This is a genomic window from Phocaeicola coprocola (assembly GCF_041333015.1).
In the GTDB taxonomy this organism is placed as follows: domain Bacteria; phylum Bacteroidota; class Bacteroidia; order Bacteroidales; family Bacteroidaceae; genus Phocaeicola; species Phocaeicola coprocola.
This window is the reverse complement of record NZ_JBGKGM010000001.1, coordinates 682,449-700,281: the sequence shown is the minus strand read 5'-3', so window position 1 is coordinate 700,281 and position 17,833 is coordinate 682,449. Positions and strand designations below refer to the sequence as shown.

Sequence of the window (17,833 nt, the reverse complement as noted above, 5' to 3'; positions counted from 1 at the left end):
CTGTTGATGGATGTAGTTTATGTCACTTCTTTCATTGGCGACTACTTATTATTCTAGATTTGGAATAACTTTTTATTAATAATTTGAAAATTAAAATTCCTAATGGATTTGAATATCCGGCAGATGTTAGAAGTGAAACGTTTATTTCTATCTAAAATATGAAAATTAGATTTATTATAAATGGATTGGGAGTGGTATTATTGTTTCTAAGCTTACTCTTTTCTTGTAGTAAAGAAAATTCGATAAAGATTGAGGTTTTAAATGTAGAAGCCTATAAGGAATTATTTTATCTGCTTCCTTTTGGAGGGGCACAAGACTACGGATATGTTGTGACCGATTCTGAAGGAAATCGCTTTCATATCTCTAATATAGAAGGTTTCGATGAACAATACGAGGAAGGTTTTGAATATATGATTAAGGTTTTTGTTAGACATATTTCTCCTGACTGTAAGAATTGTCCTGATGCTTTGGGTTATGATGAATATACTTTGGTGGAAATAATCAGTAAGAAATGTAAATGCGAGTCTTAACATGAGTTCTAAGAATTCACCAAGTATATTCTCCTGGTTATATGTTAATAATTTATGTTTTATACATTTATGTGGTTTATAGCTTTACTTCTTTTGCTGTTGGTGGATGTAGTTTATGTCACTTCTTTCATTGGCGACTACTATCCTGAATTTGAATTCTTTTATTGGGTTGTCGAACTGGTATTGCTGATACATCTTATTTTTCTCATAAAGAGAAAGACGTACACATGGGAGAAACTGTTTTTCATCGATTCTATTGAACGTTATTTTCCGGCGTTGTGCGGTATGAATCGCGGTTTAAGACAGATTCTTCGATTTTGTATGGTAGTGTATTGGATATTATTGCCGCTTGTTCCGACTTTAGCTGTAGCGCTGTCAATGCAACTTGGGTATAGTTTAGGGTGGATGTCTGCTGTTTTGTGTGTGCAGTGTGTATTGACTTTGCTGCTGTTTGTTGTATTCCAGATAAAGAAATGGAAATTGCAGGGAGAAAGAAACAGGTAATGAGCCGGGTTTACTTTTTAAGTTCAGGTGTGACAAATAAACATTCCCTGTGTTGCCGGAGTATCATTTTCCGGCAGCACAGGGAATCATAATATGCAGGTAGAGGGTATTATTTCCCCCTTACTATCTTCTTTATATCGTTCAGCTTGTTCAGCGCCTCCAGTGGAGTCAGGTTGTTTACGTCCAGATTCAGTATTTCGTCACGTATCTGGCACAGTACAGGGTCGTCGAGCTGGAAGAAACTCAGCTGTACTCCGTCCTGATGAACTGTTTTAGGTTCTACCTTATGATGCGATGACATGCCTTCCTGTCGGTTTTCTTTTTCCAGCTGGTGCAGAATCTCGTCGGCACGCTTCACGATGGTCTTGGGCATACCTGCCATCTTTGCTACGTGAATACCGAACGAGTGTTCGCTTCCTCCACGTTCCAGCTTGCGCAGGAAGATGACCTTGTTGTCTACTTCCTTCACCGAAACGTTGTAATTCTTGATACGTGGGAAGCTCTCTTCCATATCGTTCAGCTCGTGATAATGTGTGGCAAAGAGCGTACGGGCACGGGCGCGCTTGTGCTCGTGTATATGTTCTACGATAGCCCAGGCGATGGAAATACCGTCGTAAGTAGATGTACCGCGTCCCAGCTCGTCGAACAATACCAGACTGCGTGGCGAAAGGTTGTTCAGGATATCTGCCGCCTCGTTCATTTCTACCATGAAGGTTGATTCGCCCACCGAGATATTGTCGCTGGCTCCCACACGGGTAAAAATCTTATCCACCAGTCCGATATGCGCACTTTCGGCAGGAACAAAGCAACCTATCTGCGCCATGAGGGTGATAAGTGCCGTCTGTCGGAGCAAGGCAGACTTACCTGCCATGTTCGGTCCGGTGATGATAATGATCTGCTGCGTTTCCGTATCGAGATACACATCGTTGGCAATGTATTTTTCTCCTGCCGGAAGCTGTTTTTCGATGACCGGGTGACGTCCTTGCTTGATATCGAGGATATCGTCGTCGGCTACCACCGGACGGATATATTTGTTGGCCCGGGCTGCATTGGCAAACGACAGCAGGCAGTCCAGACGGGCTATTTGCGTGGCATTGATCTGGATGGCGGGGATGAAATCGGCAAGCTCTGCCACCAGTTCGTTGTACAGACGGGTTTCCAGAATCAGAATCTTGTCTTCCGCTCCCAGAATCTTTTCTTCGTATTCCTTCAGTTCTTGCGTGATGTATCGTTCTGCATTGACCAGTGTCTGCTTGCGTATCCAGTCGGCCGGAACCTTGTCTTTATGTGTATTTCTTACCTCGATGTAATAGCCGAACACGTTGTTGTAGGCTATTTTCAGGCTGGGGATGCCTGTCAGTTCGCTTTCGCGCTGTTGTACTTGCAGCAGGTAATCCTTGCCCGAGTAAGCAATGTGACGCAGTTCGTCCAGTTCCTGATTGACTCCGTCAGCAATCACTCCTCCCTTGTTGACCAGCAACGGAGGATCATTGTTTATTTCTTTGGCAATCTTGTCGCGGATGGAAGCGCAGAGGTTCAACTGTTCTCCTATTTTTCGCAGGCTTTCGTTGTCGGCATTCAGACAGGCATTCTTGATCGGCTCTATCGCCTGTAAGGCTACTTTCAACTGAACGACTTCACGCGGAGAGATACGTCCTACGGCAGCTTTCGAAACAATACGTTCCAAATCGCCTATCAGATGTAATTTCTCTTCGATAAAATCCTTGAAATCCGGTTCGCGGAAGAAATATTCCACTACATCCAGTCGTTCGTTGATGGGCTTCACGTCTTTCAGCGGGAAGACAATCCACCGCTTCAGCAGGCGGGCTCCCATTGGACTGATGGTATGGTCGATGACGTCGAGCAGGCTGGTTCCGCCTTCATTCATACTGCCTATCAGCTCCAGGCTGCGTACCGTAAACTTGTCGAGGCGTACATACTTGTCTTCTTCGATGCGCGCCAGTGAAGTGATGTGCCCGATCTGGTAATGCTGCGTCATATCCAGATATTGCAGAATGGCTCCGGAAGCAATGATACCATTCTTCAGATGTTCCACTCCGAAACCTTTCAGGTTCTTGGTTTCGAAATGTTTCAGCAGCTTTTCACGGGCAGACGCTTCGGTAAATACCCAGTCGTCCAGCTCGAAGGTAAAGAACTTACTGCCGAAGTTACCTTCGAACATCGGTTTCTTTCCCCGTTCGAACAAGACTTCTTTCGGGGCAAAATTATTCAGTAACTTGTCGATATAGTCGAAAGGCCCTTCAGCGGTAAGAAACTCTCCCGTCGAAATATCCAGGAAAGCGACGCCGCAAGCTGTCTTGCCGAAGTGTACGGCAGCCAGGAAGTTGTTTTCCTTATACGATAACACATTATCGCTGATGGCAACACCCGGAGTGACCAGTTCGGTGATACCTCTTTTTACCAGCTTTTTTGTTGTTTTCGGATCTTCCAGCTGGTCGCAGATAGCTACACGTCGGCCGGCGCGAATCAGTTTCGGCAGGTATGTATCGAGCGCATGGTGCGGAAATCCTGCCATCTCCACCGTCTTACCCTGTCCGTTGGCACGTTTGGTCAGCGTGATTCCCAGGATTTCGGAAGCTGTTACGGCATCTTCCGAATACGTTTCATAAAAGTCGCCACACCTGAACAGCATAACTGCATCGGGATGTTTTGCCTTTAAGTCGAAATATTGTTTCATCATGGGGGTTAATACCACGTCATTGTCCTTAGCCACGGTTAATCCTTTCTTCTTAGTTATTGTTTATAATCACGTTGTAAAATCGGTGCAAAGATACGTAAATATTTTTAAGGGAGGTATATAAAAGAAAATCCCCGAAAGAATAATCTTCCGGGGACTCCTCGTGGCTGTTTTCCGTTGGACTACCAGGATTCGAACCTGGACAAACAGAACCAAAACCTGTTGTGCTACCATTACACCATAGTCCAAACTTTCTTTGTTTTCTCTCGAAAACGCTGCAAAGATAAGTGATTTATCTAATATATTCCAAATTATTTTTCACTTTTTTTTCTCTTCATGCTTTAATCCTTATCTTTGCGAAAACCATAAAATATATGTTCATGAAAAAACTGTTAGTAACTTTAGCTTTGGGAGCTAGCTCTTTTTCAGCATTTGCAATCACTCCGCTTTGGCTGCGTGATGTAAATATTTCTCCCGATGGTAAAGAAATTGTCTTTTGTTATAAGGGGGATATTTATAAAGTAAAAGCCGCCGGAGGGGAAGCTGTGCGCCTTACTTCTCAAGATTCGTATGAGTCGAACCCTGTGTGGTCACCCGATGGTAAGCAGATTGCTTTTGCCAGCGACCGCTTCGGAAATTTTGATCTGTTCATAATGCCTGCCGACGGAGGCACAGCCAAGCGACTGACTATGAATTCAGCTTCTGAAATACCGTCGACTTTTACTCCTGACGGAAAATACGTTGTGTTCTCGGCTTCTATTCAGGACCCGGCTTCGAGTGCGCTTTTCCCGAAATCGGGAATGACTGAGCTTTATAAAGTACCGGTAGCGGGTGGACGTACGCAACAGATGCTTGGTACACCGGCTGAAATGGTTTGCTATGCTCCGTCGGGCGATTTCTTCTTGTATCAGGATCAGAAAGGAGTAGAAAGTGAATGGCGTAAGCATCATACATCGTCCATTACTCGCGATGTATGGATGTACGATACAAAGACCGGCAAGCATACTAACCTGACTGAAGTAGCTGGTGAGGACCGTAATCCGGTATTGAGTCCTGACGGCAAACAGGTTTATTTCTTGAGTGAACGTAATGGCGGATCGTTTAATGTCTATCGTTTCCCTTTGGATAATCCGAAAGAAATACAGCCTGTCACCTCGTTTAAGACTAATCCGGTGAGATTCCTCTCGATGGGAAATGACGGAACGCTTTGTTATACATACGATGGGGAAATCTATACACAGCCGGTGGATGGAAAACCGAAAAAGGTAGCTGTTTCGCTGGTTCGTGATGATGAGGAATTGCCTGTTTCTTATAGTTTCACTCGTGGAGCTTCGGAAGCGGTTGTTTCTCCCGATGGCAAGCAAGTAGCGTTTATTGTACGTGGAGAGGTATTTGTGACTTCTGTTGAATATGGAACTACCAAACAGGTTACTCATACTCCGGAAGCAGAGCGTGGACTTTCTTTCGGAGCAGACAACCGTTCGTTGGTATATTCCAGCGAAAGAAACGGTAAGCGTGATTTGTATATTGCCAAAATCAGCCGGAAGGAAGATCTGAACTTCCCTAATGCTACTCTGATAGAGGAAGAGCCACTGATACATGATAAGAAGCTGGAACGTGATTATCCGCAGTTCTCTCCCGATGGTAAGGAAGTTGCCTTTATAGAGGACCGTAATCGCTTGATGGTCGTTAATCTGGATACGAAGAAGGTTCGTCAGGTGACAGACGGGTCTACCTGGTATACCCGTTTCGGAGGATTCGATTATTCCTGGTCGCCCGACGGCAAATGGTTTACACTTGAGTTTATCGGAAACAAGCACGATCCGTATTCGGATATAGGTTTGGTCAGTGCCGACGGAAAGGGACAGATCATTAACCTGACAAACAGCGGCTATACAAGTGGTTCTCCACGCTGGGTGATGGGTGGAAATGCCATCTTGTTCATTACCGAGCGTTACGGTATGCGTAATCATGCTTCATGGGGTTCGCTGAACGATGTGATGATAGCTTTCCTCAATCAGGATGCATACGATAAGTTCCGCCTGAGCAAGGAGGATTACGAATTGCAGAAGGAACTGGAAAAGGAGCAGGAAAAAGCTGCCCAAAAGGATGATAAGGCTTCTAAGAAAGACAAAAAATCGGACGATAAGGATGCCAAGGAAGAAAAGAAGGTGAAGGATATTGTGGTAGAAACGGAAGGTATCGAAGACCGTATCATCCGTCTGACTCCGAATTCTTCTGACTTAGCTTCGGCCATTATCTCGAAAGATGGGGAGAAATTGTATTACCTGTCAGCATTCGAAGACGGGTTTGATATGTGGAAGATGGATCTTCGCAAGCGTGAAACTAAGTTGCTGCATAAGATGAATGCCAGCTGGGCTGACATGGAAATGGATAAGGAAGGTAAGAATATCTTTATCCTGGGCGGAGGTACTATGCAGAAAATGGATGCTTCATCCGAAGGACTGAAGCCGGTTACATTCAATGCCCGCATGAAAATGTTGCCTTCTGCCGAACGCGAATATATGTTCGACAATGTATACCGTGAGGAAAAGGCACGTTTCTATAACGTAAATATGCATGGAGTAGACTGGGATGCCATGACTGCTACTTACCGTAGGTTCCTGCCACATATCAACAATAACTATGACTATGCTGAAATGCTGAGTGAACTGCTGGGCGAACTGAATGTTTCTCATACGGGAGGACGATATTATCCGGATATGAAAACGGAAGCAACTGCCGAACTGGGACTGTTGTACGACTGGGATTATACCGGTGATGGTCTTCGCATTGCTGAAGTGATAGAAAAAGGACCGTTCGACCGTAAAACGACTCGTGCGAAAGTTGGAACCATCATCGAGAAGATTGACGGTGAATCCATTCAGGCAGATCAGGACTATACATCGTTGCTGAATGATAAGGTCGGAAAGAAAATTTTGGTTTCATTGTACGATCCACAGACCAAAGAACACTGGGATGAAGTTGTACGTCCTGTAAGCAAGGGAGTGCTCAGTGATTTATTGTATCAGCGTTGGGTAAAACAGCGTGCAGCCGATGTAGAAAAGTGGTCAAACGGTCGTTTGGGCTATGTGCATATCGAATCGATGGACGATGGAAGTTTCCGTACGGTTTATTCCGATATTCTGGGCAAGTACAATAATTGTGAAGGTATCGTCATCGATACACGCTTTAACGGAGGCGGACGTCTGCACGAAGATATCGAGATATTATTCAGCGGAAAGAAATACTTTACTCAGGTAGTCCGTGGACGCGAAGCCTGCGATATGCCGAGCCGCCGCTGGAACAAGCCTTCTATTATGGTGCAGTGTGAGGCAAACTACTCGAATGCACATGGTACTCCGTGGGTATATAAGCATCGCGGTTTAGGCAAGTTGGTCGGAGCTCCTGTTCCGGGAACAATGACTAGTGTCAATTGGGTGAGAATGCAAGATCCGACACTGGTGTTCGGTATTCCTGTAGTAGGTTACCGTTTGCCGGATGGAAGCTACCTGGAGAATGCAGAACTCGATCCTGATATCTACGTGCTGAATGCCCCTGAAACAATTGTCAAGGGAGAAGATACACAGCTGAAGGCTGCGGTAGACGAATTGCTGAAGGAAATAGATAAGAAATGATATCAGACTATGGTCAATAAAAAAATGCGGTGGATTACACCGCATTTTTTTATGTCTGTCTGCTTCAGGCAGGTTGATTGTTTTTGTTTTGCAAGTAAAGTTCGTCGATGATTCCGTCCGACAAGCCGATAACCGGAACATGGATATAAGAGGCTCCGATAATATTGGCGATGGTCAGGAAAATTTCACCAGCCGGAATGATTACATCCGCGCGGTCGGGTTTCATGCCGAACTGTTCCATACGTTCTTCCAGAGAAAGCGCTTTCAGGCGTGTGTGCAACTCCTGTAAGACGGAAACCTGCATGGTCATTTTCTTCTTGTTCTTCTTGTCGGCAAGACGGTATAGCTTATTGATGTTACCTCCCGAACCGATGATATTGGTCTGCGGGTACGACTTAGCTAGTTCGGCCAGATCATTTTTCAGACGCTCCCATTCACTGTCCTTCACGGCATTGTTCAGCATACGTACCGTACCGATGTTGTACGACCGGCTGCAAACCAGCTGGCCTTCCGACAGCAGGTTGATTTCCGTACTTCCTCCTCCTACGTCCACATACATGTAGTTGCCCTTCTGGTCTTCCATGTGCTCCACATGATTGTTATATATAATCTTAGCCTCTTCCTGTCCGTCGATAATATCGATATGCACACCGGTCTTTTTTTCTATCTGTTTGATGATATCCATACCGTTCTTGGCATCACGCATAGCCGAGGTAGCACATGCACGGCAGTGTTTTACATCGTAAATCTTCATCAGATGGCGGAAAGCCTTCATCAGCCGGATCATATTTTTCTCCTTTTTTTCTGAGATTTTTCCGATATCGAATACGTCAAATCCCAGACGGAGTGGAACACGCAACATCAGTACTTTAGAGAAATGAGCATTGCCTTGCTCTTCCTTTATTTCCTTAATCAGCAACCGTACCGCGTTCGAACCTATATCGATGGCAGCATAGTTTGTTTTTCGAGTTTCGTTTTCATTCATATTTATATGTTTTCATTTAGGTAGTGATTGTATAATGCTTCCTGTGAACGGAAAGGAGTTTCTTCCTCCCTGAACAGATTCTTTCCGCTTCCATCTACAATACGTCCCTGCATGGTATCTTTAAATCCATCCTCTACGATGTGTTTCATTTCTTTCTTTATTACCGGATCGTATACAGGTGTAATGACTTCTATGCGGTTGTTCAGGTTGCGTGGCATCCAGTCTGCCGAACCGATGAAGACTTTCTCTTCTCCCCCCGATGCAAATACAAATATACGGGAATGTTCCAGATATCGGTCGATGATACCGTTTATCCGGATATTTTCACTTACTCCCTCTATGCCTGTTATCAGTGAGCAGTTGCCTCGTACTACCAGCTGAATATCGACTCCTGCCTGAGAAGCTTCATACAGCTTGTTTACCATAAAGGGATCGGTAATATGGTTTATTTTTATTTTGATATAGGCATCCTTTCCTGCCTTCTTGTTTTTAATTTCGTTGTTGATCAGGGCAATGAACTTGTTTCTCATTTCGTTTGGCGAAACAAGCAGTTCCTTGAACTTGACTGGATTGTAAGGACGTTCGATGAAATCGAAAACAGAATGTACATCCTTCACGATACGTGGAGCAGCCGTCATCAGCATACAGTCGGTGTACATGCGAGCATTACCCTCATGGAAGTTTCCGGTACTGATACATGCTATATCCGGTCCTTTTTTCATCTTGATATGCGTAATCTTTGAATGCACTTTCAAGCCTTCAACACCAAATATTACATTGACTCCCGCATCCTGCATCTTCTTAGACCAGTTGATGTTCGAGGCCTCATCAAATCGTGCCAGCAGTTCGATGACTACCGTTACTTTTTTCCCGTTGCGTGCGGCAGCCATCAGTGCCTTTACTACTTTCGATTCTTTGGCAAGACGGTATAATGTGATTTTAATGCTTTGCACATGTTTGTTCACAGCAGCTTCCTGAAGTACCCTGATAAACGAGTCGAAGCTGTGGAAAGGAACATGAATGAAACGGTCTTTCTTTTGTATCTTGGTCAGGATACTGTCGTTTCCATCCAGTTCTTTTTTCAGGATAGGAGGCCATTGAGGATATTTCAGATTACTTCTTCCACAATCGGGAAACTTCATAAAATCCTTGTGATTCTGGTAACGTCCGCTGGCTATCACCGTATCCAGCTTGTCCAGATCCATCTTCTTCAAGACACGTCTGAGCATATCTTTAGGCATACACGCATCGTAGATGACACGCAGCGGTTCTCCACGACGACGGCTTTTTACTCCTTTCGAAATCTTTTGCAGCGTACCGGTACGCAGGTCGTTGTCTATTTCCATTTCCGCATCACGCGTAAACTTGAAGGCATAAGCCTGAAAATCCGTATACTCCAGTCCCTCGAAAACCAAAGGCAGGCAGCAACGGATTACATCATCCAGATAGATCAGATAACTTTTCTCTTCATGATCCGGCAGACGGATAAATCGTCCACAAATGTTTACCGGAAGTTCAAGAAAGGCATAGTCGGAAATCTGTTTCGTACCCTGCTGACGGCTGACTTTCACTGCCAGATAGATATTCTCGTCATTTTCAAAGTCGAAGTATCTGATAGCAGAAAACCAGATGGGGATAATCGAACCGCTCAGCTTTTCCTTGTAATATGAGCGTATGAAATCCAGTTGTTCACTGGAAACTTCGGTATCCGAAATCAAGTATATATTTTCTTTTTTAAGATCTTCGGTAGTCTGTCGGATTGTTTCTTCAAAAATCTTGGTATATTCCGTATTTTGTTTGCTGATTTGCTTGATCAACTTTTTGGCATGTTCACTTTCCCGTGAAGTCGATTTATCCGTACATTCGGCAATACGGTTCTGAGTTGCCATTCGCACCCTGAAAAATTCATCCAGATTGTTCGAATAAATTCCCAAAAATGCCATACGTTCCAGCAAAGGCACATGAGGACGTGCCGCTTCTTGTAAAATGCGGCGGTTAAAGTACATCCAGCTGATATCTCTTTCCAGATAAGGAAGTTCTTTTTTCTTCTGCGTCATAGGAAAATATATTTTTTTGTAAAGAAAATGCATTCTTGTTACAAGTGTATGACAAAAGAAGAGATTTTTTACATTTTAGACAAATTCTTCCACCATGTACATATGTTCCTCAAAGTGAGTAGGAGCAAGACTCTCCAGTTCGTTTAAAATAATGCTTTCGGCAGACTGTACCCAGTAAGTGAATTTGAAGTTCGGCTGATACTCCTTGCTGAAGTCAAGCAGGCGTTTTAAATTGAATGTTTCGTCCACGATTCCTGCCCCGTTCTGCATCGCATCGTATGCATTGCATTCTTGTTCTATATGTGCCGGAACCATCAGGATAGGTTTCCTGAAATACATTGCTTCGCATATCGATTCAAATCCTGCCGTGCTGGCATATGCCTTGCATCCTGCCATTTGCCGGAGAAAGACCGTATCATCCAGCTGATAGAACGACAAGGTATCATCTATTCTCTTTACAGGCTCTTCTTCCCATCTGTCCCAGAAGAACCGGAGAGGTATGTCCGGATATTCTTTATGCCACTGGTATACATCCTCGGCAAATCCGGAATTAACCATATAGCCATGGATATAATTATGCTGCGAGACTTCCTGATAGAATACATCCTGTCTTAGCAGAGGCGGTACGACATAAATATTTTGCTTCTTGTCCGGGTTCATCGAGTGGAAAGATAAGGCAAGGCGCCGGGATGCTCCCAGTGACGTAAGCCGGCTGAATAAATTCAGAAAGAACAGCTCTGTCTTGTTAATTGTAGGCAAGTGGAAATCTTTGTGCAGGAACAGATACTGGTGTCCGATACAGACTAGCGGTGCGGCAGGGCGATATAAGAAATAAGTAAATCCGGTCAGCAGTTCGTAGAAGTTGATTACGATATCCGCTTCACTTTTCTTGATACGCTGGTGTATGAAGCGCATGCTTTCAACATATTCGGGCAGCTTAAGCAGATTTCGTATCAGGCTGTATGGAATATTGGCCCGTGTATTAGCCCGTGTAGGCAGGAAGTTAGGACTTGAAAACTGTTTGATCGGAGCCTGAATGCTACGTGTGAAAAATCCCGGGAGCCGTTTCGACAAGCTTTTTCCCACCAGTACTTCGGTCACATGATATCCGTTGTTTGTCAGAAGCCTTTCCATGGCAATAGCCTGCGTAAGATGACCTCTTCCCTCTCCCTGAACAATAAATATTACTTTCATGATGCAGCAGGTATAAGTGTAAGAACCATATTCTCGTTGTTTGTATTTTCTTTATCCATGTCAGCGGAATAATACAGAATATCCCAGTTGCCCTCTTCATCCTCAGTGAGCGCCGACATCGTTTCAACCCAGTCGCCGGAGTTCAGATAATGCACATCACCTATCATTTTATTCTCCGGATGATGAATATGTCCGCATATCACCCCTTCGCACTGACGGTTACGGGCAAATTCTGCCAATACCTTTTCGAAGTCCGATATATACGAAACAGCCGATTTCACCTTCTGCTTTATCTCCTGCGACAATGAATAGTAAGGCTTTCCCTGTTTGATTCGCCAGCGGTTATACTGGCTGTTCAGCCAGAGCAGCAGTGTATAGCCGATATCCCCCAGTTTGGCAAGCCATTTCATCTGTGTAGTTACCTTATCGAATACATCCCCGTGAGTGATGAAGTAATGTCTTCCATTACTTTCCAGCATATATTCTTTTACAATACTCAGGTTGGCGAATTTCAGCGGAGCCAGGCTGTCGATAAAATCATCATGATTCCCTCTTATATAGATTACTTCTGTTCCGTAATTTTCCATCATCTTCATGATTATTTTGAAGAACCTTGTATGTTGAGGCTTCCACTTTCCGGCACCGAATTTTTGCAGGCTCCATCCGTCTATGATGTCACCGTTCAGAATCAGCCGTTCACAGTTAGCCTGACTGAGGAAATTACATACCTGTTCTACTTTCGAGTGAGACGTTCCTAAATGAATATCAGAAAGAACAATCGTACGATAATTGCGTCGTGATTCCATGCTAAACTTATTTAATGTCCGTATTGATAAAGATTATACCCTAGATAAAACAGATACAATGAAGAGATGCAGACCATAATCAGGCAAACAGCATATGCTTTCAGCCGGTCGTTCGATAATAGATTTTTCATAGTCGTAATTTTATGCCCAAGCTTCTTGATACAGTTCATTTATTTCTTCCAGAAACTCCGACTCCATTGTTTCCAGATTTTCAAGGGCTTCTTCTTCGCTTTCCCCGTAAGCGCAACACTGTTCGTGCATGAGTGAATAGGCGTAATAACTCCCTTCCGGTGTACACGAAACTGCGTATTTTCCTGAGATAATATTCATAGTAGACTTCTTTTAAAAAACTACCTAAAAGTACTGGTATGCTGTTACGTAGAGATGTATAAGAAGTTACTTTTCTATTAAGAACGGAAACAAAAAAATCCCTCACCCGTAAGGGCAAGGGATTCAGAATATACATATAAGGTTATAAGCTTTTTTATTTCGCTATCAGCAAATAATAGTTCTTCTTACCACGCTGAACCAGCAAGTATTTTTCATCAAGCAGGTCAGCTGTTGTAATTTCCTGGTCGAATGCAGTCAGTTTCTCCTTATTAAGTGAAACACCACCACCCTGAACCAGCTTACGCATTTCACCTTTCGATGCGAATACAGCCGCTTTTTCAGTAAACAAGTCTACAGCCTTGATACCCGCTTCGATATCCGTCTTCGATACCTCAAACTGCGGTACACCTTCGAATACAGACAACAGCGTATCTTCGTCCAGCTTCTTCAGAGCTTCCGAAGTAGCGTTACCGAACAAAATACCCGATGCTTCCACAGCAGCTTCGTAGTCAGCTTCAGAGTGAACCATGATAGTAACTTCTTTTGCCAGACGTTTCTGCAATACACGCAAGTGAGGAGCCGGTTCGTGTTCAGCGATCAGTGCGTCTATTTCTTCCTTAGGCAGTGAAGTAAATATCTTGATATAGCGTTTTGCATCTTCATCACTCACATTCAGCCAGAACTGATAGAACTTATAAGGCGAAGTATATCGAGGATCGAGCCATATATTTCCTGATTCTGTTTTTCCAAACTTACCTCCGTCAGCCTTTGTAATCAGCGGACAAGTCAGGGCAAACACCTCTCCTCCGTTTGTACGGCGGATCAGTTCAGCTCCGGTTGTAATGTTACCCCATTGGTCGGAACCACCCAGCTGAAGCTTGCAGTTTTTGGTTTCATACAGATGCAGGAAGTCGTACCCTTGTAACAGCTGATAAGTAAATTCAGTGAATGAAAGACCGTCGCGAGCTTCTCCGTTCAGACGTTTCTGAACAGAATCCTTTGCCATCATGTAGTTTACGGTGATATGCTTTCCTACCGTACGGGCAAAGTCAAGGAAAGAGAAGTCTTTCATCCAGTCGTAGTTGTTTACCAGTTCTGCACGGTTCGGGGCATCCGACTCAAAGTCGAGGAACTTGCCCAACTGCTTTTTGATACATTCCTGATTATGGCGCAATGTTTCTTCGTCCAGCAGGTTACGTTCTTGTGACTTACCCGACGGGTCGCCGATCATACCTGTTGCACCTCCTACCAGGGCAAGCGGTTTGTGTCCGCAGCGCTGGAAATGTCTCAACATCATCACACCACACAAGTGTCCGATATGCAATGAATCAGCTGTCGGGTCAATACCCAGGTAAGCTGTAACCATTTCCTTTTCCAGCAATTCTTCTGTGCCCGGCATCATGGTGTGCACCATTCCGCGCCATCTTAATTCTTCTACAAAATTCATCGAATGAAATTCTTAGTTTAACATAATAATTTGATTGATAGGCAAAAGTACGACTCTTTCTCTGAATAACCAATTTTATTGATTAAAAAAGAGAAGGCTGGTTGTTTCTTGTATCTCCGATACGAGCTGTTCTACCCCGATATTCCGCTGACGGGCAGCCCGCCGGTATAGTTCCTCTATCGGGCAGATACTCTCGTCCGTTTCCAGCAGCAACCTGTCGGCTGGCACGGCCTGCAAAGCCTCAGCCTGATATTTTTCGCCGAACGACAGATAAAAACCCTGCCGGACAAGACTTTCAGCCAGTTCCTTTTTCCCTCGGAAGCCATGAATGATCCAGGCATTTTCAGGTTTCATCCTTTTTTTCAGTGCGATAAGCTTTTCACTGCTTTTGACGGCATGTATCAGTAACGGAAGCCGGTGCCGGCTTGCCAGCAAAGCAATAGCCTGAAATGCCTCCACCTGCAGATCGAACGGCGTATCACACCGCTTGTCCAGTCCGGCTTCACCCAGTGCGATTACCCGCCGGTCGTTCAGCATAGACACCACCCATTCCAGCTGACGGGGATAATCCTCACGCGTAAGATACCAGGGATGAATACCCGCCGAGATAAATCTCGCCCCTTCAGGCAAAGGCACATCACGCATGCAACAGCTCAACAGGGCAGCCGAAGCATCAGCAAGCAAACGATGAGTATGAATATCCAGTAACATTCAGTAAAAGACAGTAAGCTCAGGGAACAGGGTCATATCCCGATCCACCCCACGGATGACAACGCAGCAATCGCCGTATCGTGAGATACAGCCCCTTAAAAGGTCCGTGTTTCTTCAGAGCCTCTACAGCATATTGCGAACACGTCGGAGTAAAACGGCATGAAGGAGGAGTAAAGGGAGAGATACAGTTCCGGTAAAAATAAATAGGAAGCAACAGCAAGTATGTCAGCAACTTTCTCATAGCATACGCTCCGCAGTAATCTGAAGTAATTTCTTGACCTTCTCTTCTATTTCGTCAGAAGCATGCAGTTCATTGTCCAGCCAGATAAAAGCAATGGCAGCTTTTTTTCCGGCAGCCTTCAGCGGATCGATAAGCAGATACTTGTGTTTACGGTACGCTTCACGTATCTGGCGCTTTACCCGGTTTCTTTTTACCGCACGTTTAAAGCGCTTCTTAGGTACACTTATCAGTACAGAAACAGCCGGAAGTTCCTCACCTTCTACCGGCATGTATACGATACGCAGAGGAAAAGCCGGAAGCGACTTGCTCCCGCCTGCAAACAGCTTTTCTATCAGGATAACACTGCTCAGACGTTCTGTTTTCGGAAAGGTATGCTTTTCTTGTTCTGCCATAATAAAATAATTTAGGCACGGATTACTGTTTCATACGTGAAATCCGTATATTTCTGTAGTCCGTGCCCGAATCTAAAATTGTTTTTATGCGTTATGCTTACGGATAAACATATCCAGTGCAGCTGTCATCGACGGAGCTGCTGCCGTAGGAGCTTCCAGATCCAGGCGAAGTCCTGCATCCTTTACAGCCTGAGCTGTAGTAGGTCCGAAGCTTCCGATGGCAATATCTTTCTGTTCGAAATCGGGGAAGTTCTTCATCAGCGACTGTATACCTGCCGGGCTGAAGAAAATCAGCATGTCGTAATCGAACTTTTCTTCCGGAGTGAAATCATTACTTACAGTACGATACATGATTGCTTCAGTGTGCTGTATCTTATTCTTGTCGAGCAAGTTCTTCACTTCGTCGTTATGTACGTCCGACATCGGAATAAAATACTTCTCCGTGTTATGTTTGACTATCAGCGGAAGCAGATCAGCAAACTTACCTGTTGCGCCGAAGAATACCTTACGTTTACGGTATTGAACATATTTCTGGATGTACAGAGCGATTGTTTCCGACGTACAGAAATACTTCATGGTTTCCGGTATCGTGATTCGCATCTCAGAACAAAGACTAAAGAAGTGGTCAATTGCATGGCGCGAAGTAAATACAACGGCGGTATGATCCAATATAGAAACTTTCTGTTGTCTAAATTCCTTTGCCGACAAACTCTCAACTTTTATAAACGGGCGAAAATCTATTTTCACACCGTACTTCTCAGCAATGTCGAAATAAGGCGACTTCTCTGATGTGGGTTTAGGCTGAGAAACTAGAACTTTTTTAATCTTCAATGTCTTAAATTTTTAAAACCAAAATATTGTTTATATAGGTGATCCCTTTCCAAAACAGTATTAAGGGAATGATTTCGAGTGCACAAAAGTACAGAATAAAATGCAGAAAACCATAAACATGTTTGAAAAAGTTCCTGATAGACTTATAAAATAACAATATTTTAGCAAAAAGCAGGAGAAAAACGATTAAAACTTTACTTGTCTGGATACCCAAATTGAAATAAATAATAAGCAACATGACCGGAAAAAGTAAAAAACTAATTCCGCTCACCAGGTCAAAATAGGTCTGGGTCCAGTAATTATTTCTTTCTTTGTCAAAAAAAATCCAATTGACAAACTGATAAGCCACCCATTTGAAGCTGATGTAAAATAAGGACATTCCGATATAGATTCCCAGCATCAGTCCGTTCGAAACCGAGCGTATCAGCATGAAATCCGTTTCGGATATGTACTCATAAATATATAGTCCGGACAATACACAACTGATAATTGTCAGCGTAAAGACATACCGGTTGCTCGAGGTAGTAGCATCATCGAACAGGCTGAACCGCTCTTTATACTGGAAGAGCGCCTTTATCCGTTGCAGCACATATTTCTTTCCGTTTTTCAGCGAATAAGAAAGCAGGACGAAACAAATCAGGATAATACCGGTAACGAAAGCATCCGATCGCAACTGGTAAGGCAACGGCTGTCCCTGCATACCGGCTTTCGGATTTGCCTGTACGCTTGCTGGCAGAGCCAGGTCGAGCCTTTGCTGCTGCTCGTCCATCTTCTCGGCAATATATTTTACACCTATACGGCAGACGGTACTCATATAGCCGCAAATTTACGAATTTCTTTGCTCCATACCGGTGTATTATACAATAAATTTACAGCTTCTTCGGGTGTCTCCGCCACATGCCAGATAGCTCCATGCTCACGGCGCATGAAATTCTGTTCGATAGCCTGGTTCAGCATCTCCAGCAGCGGATCATAAAAATGGTTGATATTTAAAATAACGACAGGCTTCAGATACAGCCCCAGCTGCTTCCAGGTAATGATTTCCAGCAACTCCTCCAGCGTTCCGCATCCTCCGGGCAGTGCAATCACCCCGTCGGACATATCCGCCATGATCTGCTTGCGTTCGTGCATGGTTTCCGTTTCAATCAGTTGCGTAAGCCCCTTGTGATGCCAGCCCTGCTCCACCATGAAATGCGGAATCACCCCGGTAACCGTTCCGCCCGCCTGTAGCGTAGCATCACTGATGGCACACATCAGTCCCAGACACCCTGCACCGTTTATCAGATTAATCTTCCGTTCAGCAAGTATTTTCCCCAGTTTTTCGGCAGCATCGAAATAAGACTGGTCAATTTTAGTGCTCGAAGCACTATACACACATACATTTTTAATATCGTTCATCAGTCAGCGTTGAAGTATATCAAGACAAAAAATGAGGAATACTCCCTTCGGAATATCCCTCATTCTCTTTA

General features: G+C 44.2%; 16 protein-coding genes and 1 tRNA gene. 3 read left to right on the top strand and 14 right to left on the bottom strand.

Translation table 11 applies throughout. The annotated features are described in order from the left end of the window. Positions 1-158: 158 nt before the first annotated feature. Positions 159-530 (top strand): hypothetical protein, encoded by a 372-nt coding sequence (locus tag ACDG22_RS03020; RefSeq protein ID WP_270212580.1) that lies wholly within the window; start codon positions 159-161, stop codon positions 528-530. 54 nt (positions 531-584) lie between these two features. Then, positions 585-1,034 (top strand): hypothetical protein, encoded by a 450-nt coding sequence (locus ACDG22_RS03015; protein ID WP_007565689.1) that lies wholly within the window; start codon positions 585-587, stop codon positions 1,032-1,034. A 109-nt stretch (positions 1,035-1,143) separates the two neighbouring features. Here ACDG22_RS03015 and mutS read toward each other — a convergent pair whose 3' ends face one another. Together mutS and ACDG22_RS03005 are read right to left on the bottom strand one after the other, a co-directional pair. Next, entirely contained in the window at positions 1,144-3,735 is a 2,592-nt protein-coding gene (gene mutS / locus ACDG22_RS03010) for a DNA mismatch repair protein MutS (protein WP_022126178.1), read from the bottom strand. Positions 3,736-3,909: 174 nt separating this feature from the next. Further along, positions 3,910-3,980 (bottom strand) — tRNA-Gln (locus tag ACDG22_RS03005). A gap of 132 nt (positions 3,981-4,112) precedes the next feature. Between ACDG22_RS03005 and ACDG22_RS03000 the strand changes: the two genes are divergently transcribed. Continuing rightward, positions 4,113-7,370, top strand: a complete 3,258-nt coding sequence (locus ACDG22_RS03000; protein ID WP_270212581.1) for a S41 family peptidase — start codon at positions 4,113-4,115, stop codon at positions 7,368-7,370. 64 nt (positions 7,371-7,434) lie between these two features. Here the strand turns inward: ACDG22_RS03000 and ACDG22_RS02995 are convergent, their stop codons facing one another. From ACDG22_RS02995 to ACDG22_RS02940, 12 genes are all read right to left on the bottom strand, one after another. Beyond that, positions 7,435-8,355: a Ppx/GppA phosphatase family protein gene (locus tag ACDG22_RS02995; protein WP_007565692.1), complete on the bottom strand. Its 921-nt coding sequence runs from the start codon at positions 8,353-8,355 to the stop codon at positions 7,435-7,437. A gap of 2 nt (positions 8,356-8,357) precedes the next feature. Beyond that, on the bottom strand, positions 8,358-10,412 hold the full coding sequence (locus ACDG22_RS02990; RefSeq protein WP_040311735.1) for an RNA degradosome polyphosphate kinase: 2,055 nt from the start codon (positions 10,410-10,412) through the stop codon (positions 8,358-8,360). Positions 10,413-10,487: 75 nt separating this feature from the next. Next, positions 10,488-11,606, bottom strand: a complete 1,119-nt coding sequence (locus tag ACDG22_RS02985) for a glycosyltransferase family protein (RefSeq protein ID WP_007565696.1) — start codon at positions 11,604-11,606, stop codon at positions 10,488-10,490. Continuing rightward, positions 11,603-12,412: a UDP-2,3-diacylglucosamine diphosphatase gene (locus ACDG22_RS02980; RefSeq protein WP_007565698.1), complete on the bottom strand. Its 810-nt coding sequence runs from the start codon at positions 12,410-12,412 to the stop codon at positions 11,603-11,605. Before ACDG22_RS02980 ends, ACDG22_RS02985 begins: the two co-directional genes overlap by 4 nt. 141 nt (positions 12,413-12,553) lie before the next feature. Beyond that, positions 12,554-12,742 carry a hypothetical protein gene (locus ACDG22_RS02975; protein ID WP_007565702.1) on the bottom strand — a complete coding sequence of 63 codons (189 nt, stop codon included), beginning with the start codon at positions 12,740-12,742 and terminating at the stop codon, positions 12,554-12,556. A 154-nt stretch (positions 12,743-12,896) separates the two neighbouring features. Beyond that, positions 12,897-14,189, bottom strand: a complete 1,293-nt coding sequence (gene tyrS, locus ACDG22_RS02970; RefSeq protein WP_007565704.1) for a tyrosine--tRNA ligase — start codon at positions 14,187-14,189, stop codon at positions 12,897-12,899. 75 nt (positions 14,190-14,264) lie between these two features. Then, entirely contained in the window at positions 14,265-14,900 is a 636-nt protein-coding gene (locus ACDG22_RS02965; RefSeq protein ID WP_007565706.1) for a TatD family hydrolase, read from the bottom strand. Between the two features lie 19 nt (positions 14,901-14,919). After that, a complete protein-coding gene (gene yidD / locus ACDG22_RS02960; protein WP_007565708.1) occupies positions 14,920-15,141 on the bottom strand; it encodes a membrane protein insertion efficiency factor YidD in 222 nt (73 codons plus the stop codon). After that, positions 15,138-15,533, bottom strand: coding sequence for a ribonuclease P protein component (gene rnpA / locus ACDG22_RS02955; RefSeq protein ID WP_007565710.1), 396 nt, complete (start codon positions 15,531-15,533; stop codon positions 15,138-15,140). Before rnpA ends, yidD begins: the two co-directional genes overlap by 4 nt. An 84-nt stretch (positions 15,534-15,617) precedes the next feature. Next, entirely contained in the window at positions 15,618-16,364 is a 747-nt protein-coding gene (locus tag ACDG22_RS02950) for a uroporphyrinogen-III synthase (protein WP_007565712.1), read from the bottom strand. Between the two features lie 4 nt (positions 16,365-16,368). Next, positions 16,369-17,178 (bottom strand): DUF4271 domain-containing protein, encoded by an 810-nt coding sequence (locus ACDG22_RS02945; RefSeq protein ID WP_007565714.1) that lies wholly within the window; start codon positions 17,176-17,178, stop codon positions 16,369-16,371. Beyond that, complete coding sequence (locus ACDG22_RS02940; RefSeq protein ID WP_007565716.1) at positions 17,175-17,762, bottom strand: LOG family protein; 588 nt, start codon at positions 17,760-17,762, stop codon at positions 17,175-17,177. Before ACDG22_RS02940 ends, ACDG22_RS02945 begins: the two co-directional genes overlap by 4 nt. Positions 17,763-17,833: the final 71 nt, after the last annotated feature.

Coding starts and splice junctions, on each gene's coding strand:
- rnpA (WP_007565710.1), bottom strand. CDS start 15,533: ATGGCAGAACAAGAAAAGCATACCTTTCCGAAAACAGAACGTCTGAGC.
- tyrS (WP_007565704.1), bottom strand. CDS start 14,189: ATGAATTTTGTAGAAGAATTAAGATGGCGCGGAATGGTGCACACCATG.
- ACDG22_RS02965 (WP_007565706.1), bottom strand. CDS start 14,900: ATGTTACTGGATATTCATACTCATCGTTTGCTTGCTGATGCTTCGGCT.
- ACDG22_RS02975 (WP_007565702.1), bottom strand. CDS start 12,742: ATGAATATTATCTCAGGAAAATACGCAGTTTCGTGTACACCGGAAGGG.
- ACDG22_RS02980 (WP_007565698.1), bottom strand. CDS start 12,412: ATGGAATCACGACGCAATTATCGTACGATTGTTCTTTCTGATATTCAT.
- ACDG22_RS02990 (WP_040311735.1), bottom strand. CDS start 10,412: ATGACGCAGAAGAAAAAAGAACTTCCTTATCTGGAAAGAGATATCAGC.
- ACDG22_RS03015 (WP_007565689.1), top strand. CDS start 585: ATGTTTTATACATTTATGTGGTTTATAGCTTTACTTCTTTTGCTGTTG.
- ACDG22_RS02945 (WP_007565714.1), bottom strand. CDS start 17,178: ATGAGTACCGTCTGCCGTATAGGTGTAAAATATATTGCCGAGAAGATG.
- ACDG22_RS02995 (WP_007565692.1), bottom strand. CDS start 8,355: ATGAATGAAAACGAAACTCGAAAAACAAACTATGCTGCCATCGATATA.
- ACDG22_RS03000 (WP_270212581.1), top strand. CDS start 4,113: ATGAAAAAACTGTTAGTAACTTTAGCTTTGGGAGCTAGCTCTTTTTCA.
- mutS (WP_022126178.1), bottom strand. CDS start 3,735: ATGATGAAACAATATTTCGACTTAAAGGCAAAACATCCCGATGCAGTT.
- ACDG22_RS02985 (WP_007565696.1), bottom strand. CDS start 11,606: ATGAAAGTAATATTTATTGTTCAGGGAGAGGGAAGAGGTCATCTTACG.
- ACDG22_RS03020 (WP_270212580.1), top strand. CDS start 159: ATGAAAATTAGATTTATTATAAATGGATTGGGAGTGGTATTATTGTTT.
- ACDG22_RS02940 (WP_007565716.1), bottom strand. CDS start 17,762: ATGAACGATATTAAAAATGTATGTGTGTATAGTGCTTCGAGCACTAAA.
- yidD (WP_007565708.1), bottom strand. CDS start 15,141: ATGAGAAAGTTGCTGACATACTTGCTGTTGCTTCCTATTTATTTTTAC.